At 71.3% G+C, this 4,875-nt stretch carries 3 protein-coding genes; 1 reads left to right on the forward strand and 2 read right to left on the reverse strand.

Features of this window, described 5'->3' with window-relative positions:
- Positions 1-207: 207 nt before the first annotated feature.
- On the forward strand, positions 208-1,251 hold the full coding sequence (locus LCE31_RS36785) for a glycosyltransferase family 2 protein (RefSeq protein ID WP_225022334.1): 1,044 nt from the start codon (positions 208-210) through the stop codon (positions 1,249-1,251).
- A 126-nt stretch (positions 1,252-1,377) separates the two neighbouring features.
- Here the strand turns inward: LCE31_RS36785 and LCE31_RS36790 are convergent, their stop codons facing one another.
- On the reverse strand, positions 1,378-3,084 hold the full coding sequence (locus LCE31_RS36790) for an LCP family protein (RefSeq protein WP_225022336.1): 1,707 nt from the start codon (positions 3,082-3,084) through the stop codon (positions 1,378-1,380).
- A gap of 146 nt (positions 3,085-3,230) precedes the next feature.
- Positions 3,231-4,875, reverse strand: a 1,645-nt coding sequence (locus LCE31_RS36795; protein ID WP_263632739.1) for an LCP family protein, incomplete at its 5' end; no start/stop codon positions are given.

Genomic DNA, 4,875 nt, shown 5'->3' on the forward strand with positions numbered 1-4,875 from the left:
GGGAAAGAAGGAAGAGAAGGGAGAGAGGGAGAGAGAGGGGGAGAGGCGGGCAGGGGGACGAGCACGGGAACCGTAGGCCCATACGATCAGCGGTACGGGTCCGCGACCGGGCGGCACGCCTCCCTGTCCCCCGTTCGCGGTAACGTGACGCCCACACCCACGCTCCTGACCTTGCGACCAAGGTCCCCTCAGGACCCGAAGGACCCCATGTCTGACCACTCGCCCGCGGTCTCCGTGATCATGCCGGTGCTCAACGAGGAACGTCATCTGAGGAACGCCGTCCGGCACATCCTGGAGCAGGAGTACGACGGCGAGATGGAGGTGGTGATCGCGCTCGGCCCGTCCACGGACCGTACGGACGAGATCGCCGCAGAACTGGTGCGCGAGACGGCCGCGAACGGCCGCGGGCGCCGCGTGGCGACCGTCCCCAACCCCACAGGACGGACCCCCGCCGCGCTCAACGCGGCCATCGGCGCCTCCAAGCACCCCGTCGTCGTCCGCGTCGACGGCCACGGCATGCTCTCGCCCGACTACATCGCCACCGCCGTCCGGCTCCTGGAGGAGACCGGCGCGCAGAACGTGGGCGGCATCATGCACGCCGAGGGCGAGACCCCCTGGGAGGAGGCCGTCGCCGCCGCCATGACGTCGAAGATCGGCGTCGGCAACGCCGCGTTCCACACCGGGGGTGAGGCGGGCCCCGCCGAGACCGTGTACCTGGGGGTGTTCCGCCGGGAGGCGCTGGAGCAACAGGGCGGCTACAACGTGGAGTTCATCCGCGCCCAGGACTGGGAGCTGAACTTCCGCATCCGCGAGGCGGGCGGCGCCGTCTGGTTCTCGCCCGAACTGCGCGTCCAGTACCGGCCCCGCCCCTCCGTGCGCGCGCTGGCCAAGCAGTACAAGGACTACGGGCGCTGGCGCCATGTGGTGGCGCGCTACCACGCGGGCTCGATCAACCTGCGCTACCTCGCCCCGCCGGTCGCCGTGTGCGCCATAGCCGCGGGCATCGTCGTCGGCGCCGCCGTCACCCCGTGGGCCTTCGTCGTGCCGGGGGCGTACGCGGCGGGCATCGTCGCCGGGTCGCTGCCCGCGGGCAAGGGCCTGCGGCCGAGGTCCCGCGCGCAGATCCCGCTCGCGCTCGCCACCATGCACATGGCCTGGGGGTACGGCTTCCTGACGAGCCCCCGCTCACTCGCGAAGCGCGTGATCGCCAGCCGCCGCCCGTCCGTACCGAAGGACCCCGCGGCCGTCTGAACGTCCGCCGCACGCCGTGGCGGGTGCCGCCCGCACGCCCTGCGGGTGCCGCCCGCGCACCTGCACGCGGCGGGCGGCTACACCTGCGGGCGGCGCGCCGTCCCCGCCTCCGTCACGGGCCCGGCCTCACCACTGGTACGGCTTGTACACGTCCATGCAGCCCAGCTTGTCGCCCGACAGGGCGTCCGCCGAGGCGGGCAGGTCGCCCGCCTCCGGCTTCGGCTGCTTCGGGTAGGTGCCGCTCTCGCGCCAGTCCGCGCCCACGACCACCGTCACACCGGATACCTCGCCCGACTTCTTCACCGCACTCGTCGGCAGGCCCAGTGCCTTCGCCACGCCCTGCGCGTCGCCTTCGGAGCCCGTACTCGGGTACAGGACCGTCGTCGCCTTCGACGGTGTCTGCGTGCTGTCCGTCACGGCGCGCCCGTAGCCCTTGCCCGCCAGCAGCTGGGCGATGTCGCCCGCGCGGCCGGGAACTGCGGCCTGCTCGTCGCCGCCGGTGCCGTTGCGCACGGTCACCGCGGTCTCGGCCGGGGAGTGGTCGGGCGCGGGGGCGCTCGCCCGCACGGTCGGCCTGCCCGTACCGCCGGACCCGGACTTCGCCCTGCCGTTCTTGTCGAACGGGACGTCGTTGCGCAGCAGCGACCACAGCTGGTCCGCGTCCGCCGTCTTCTCCAGGAGGTGGTTGTCCGGGTCCTCGGGGTCCGGCACCGTCGGCATGGTCACCATGGTCATCCGGTCCACCGGCACGTCCTTGAGCTGCATGCCCAGGTCGAACAGCTTCTTCACCGAGCCGATCTCGTCGGACACCTCCAGCGCCTTGATGGCCGCACCGGCCAGACTCGTCAGCTTCGTCGGGCTGGTGAAGTAGTCCTGCGACTTCAGCGTGCGGAACATCGAGCTGAGATACATGTGCTGGGCCTGGTTGCGGCCCAGGTCGCTGGAGAAGGCGTGCCGGGTGCGCAGCCACTGGAGTGCCTGCTTGCCCTGGACCTTGGTCGTGCCCGCCCTCAGCTTCAGCCCGGAACCGCCGGGCACCGCGGGCGTCGGGTGGTCCCAGACGTTCTCCTTGACGCACACCGGTACGCCGCCGACCGCGTCCGCCATCTGCACGACGCCGGCGAAGTCGATCGTCATCCAGTGGTCGATGTAGACGCCGGTCATCTTCTCCCAGGTGGAGAGCGTGCAGCCGGGGCCGCCGCGGGCGAGCGTCGTGTTGATGATGCCGTTCGTCGCCGGGTACTGCTTGCCGGTCTTCGCGTCCTTGCACGCCGGTATGTCGACACGGGTGTCCCGGGGTATCGACACCATGGAGGCGTTCTTCCGGTCCGCCGACACGTGCAGCAGCATCTGGACGTCCGCGAGCGGCGGATCGTCGCGCAGGTTCTTCCCGCCGCCCAGCGCCACATTGGCCGCGCTCGCCCGGCTGTCCGAGCCGATGAGCAGGATGTTCATCGGCGTCTGGCCCGCCGCGTTCGCCTTCGGCTTCGCCACGCCCGACGCGGAGCCCGCGCGGGCATCGCTGCGGAGGCTGCCGTTCAGATGGCGGTAGTACGCGTAGCCCGCCCCCGCGGTGCCGAGGATAAGCAGCGCGAGTATCCCGGAGACCCAGCGCAGCGCGCGGAACCGCCGGCGCTTCGTGCCCTGGCGCGGGCCGCCGCCCGCGGGGCCCGGCCCCTGGCGCCCGGCCGCGCGCTGCTGCGGTACCGACGCCGTACGGGAGGCGGCTTCGGCCGCCCCGGCCGCGGTTGACGCGGTGCCCGCTTCCGGGGCACCGCCCGCCGCGTCCTCGTAGAGGCTGTCGTCCCAGCCCAGCTCCTCCGGGTGGCGCACCCGTGACTGCGGTGCCCTCGTCGAGGCGTGCGGCGGGGCCGGTATGTGAGACGACCTCCGCTGTTTCGATCGCGCGCGACGCGCGCTGTCCTGCCCCACCTGATCCCCCTCGGTTCAGGACCTGCCCGTGCGCCGCCGCAGCGGCCTCACTTGGCGCAGACCTGCTTGTCGGCTTCCACCTTCTGCACGGTGGACGGCAGCTTCGCCGGCCCGGACAGCGGCACCCCCGCGCCCGCGTAGTCCTTCCCCAGGGTCAGCTTCATCGCCTGGAGTCCGACGGCGTCCTTCGTGCCCTTCTTCAGCGCGGACGCGGACAGGCCCATCCAGGCGGCGACGGTGCGCGCCTGATCGGCCTGGTTCGGCGCGTACTCCAGGGTCGTCTTGGCCGTTTCGGCGTCCGCGTCGCCCTTGTTCGTCGTCTTCGGCGCCTGCTTGTCGTTCTGGAACCACGTCAGTGCGGACTGCGCGGAGCCGTCCGGCGCGCCGCCGTTGTAGATGTCCACCCGCACATCGTCCGCGGCGGCCTTGGAGCCCTTCAGCACGTCGTCGTCCGAAGCGCCCGCCGTCTTCTTCTTCACCTCGGTGAGCGAGGTGTCTTTCTGGAGGTCCTCGAAGATGGGCTGCGCGAGGGGCTGGTTCAGCACGACCGTCACATGGACGACCTTCTCTGCCGGGTTGTCCACCACCGGCAGTGTGGTGAAGGTGATGTTCTTCGGATTCACCTTGGCGAGCTCCTGGGCGAGGTCGCCGAGCTTCTTGATCGACCCGATGCCCGTGTCCACGGTCAGCGCCTTCGTCGCGGCCTCCGCGAGACTCGCCAGCTTCGTCGGGCTGCTCAGCGTGTCCTTCGACTTCAACTGCCGCAGCAGCGCGCTCAGGAACTGCTGCTGGACCTGGATACGGCTCAGGTCGCTGCCCGTGCCGAAGCTGTGCCGGGTACGGACGAACGCGAGCGCCTGCTCGCCCTCGATGGTGTGCTCGCCGGCCGAGAGCTTGAGGTGGGAATCGGGGTCGTCCACCGCGTGCGCCACGCAGATCGGCACGCCGCCGACCGCCGTGGACAGCGTCTTGACCGCGTTGAAGTCGGCCATCATGAAGTGGTCGACCTTGACGCCCGTGAGTTCCTGCACGGTGCGCATGGCACAGCCGGGGTCCCGGCCGTCCTGGCCGAGGCTGGTGTTGAAACGCGTGTCCGGGGTGCCGGGGATGACCTTGGTCTGCCCGTTCGCTTCCTTGGTCTCGCAGTCCGGGATGTCGGTGATCAGGTCACGCGGGATCGACAGCGCCGTCGCGTTCGTACGGTCGGCGGAGACGTGCAGCAGGATGTTCGTGTCGGCGTGCCCGACGCTGCCCTTGTCCCCGTACCCCTCGTTGCCCTTGCCGGTGCGCTTGTCCGTGCCCATCAGCAGGATGTTGATGGGCTTCCCCGCGTCGAAGCTGCTCTGGCTGCCCGCGCCGCCGACGTCGACCGTCGAGATGTTGCCGTTCAGGTGCTGGTAGTAGGCATACGCGCCACCGCTGGTGGCGAGCACCAGGAAGCCGAGCACGCCGCTGGTCCACAGCAGCGCCTTCTTCTTCCCCGACTTCTTCGGGCTCTTGCCCTTGCGCCGGCTCGGCGGGGGACCGGCCTTGGCTCCCTTGCGGCGGCTGCGCTGGCCGGGCACATCGGGCCCGCCCGTGGAGGGGCCGTGGGCGCCGGGGCGCCCGCCGTCCTGGGCTTGGCGGCGTCCGGTGCGATCCGTGGGTGCGTCCGCCCCGCCCGGTGCGCCCTGCCGGTGCCCGGAGCGTCCC

This window comes from Streptomyces sp. 8L (assembly GCF_020176795.1).
Lineage (GTDB): Bacteria > Actinomycetota > Actinomycetes > Streptomycetales > Streptomycetaceae > Streptomyces.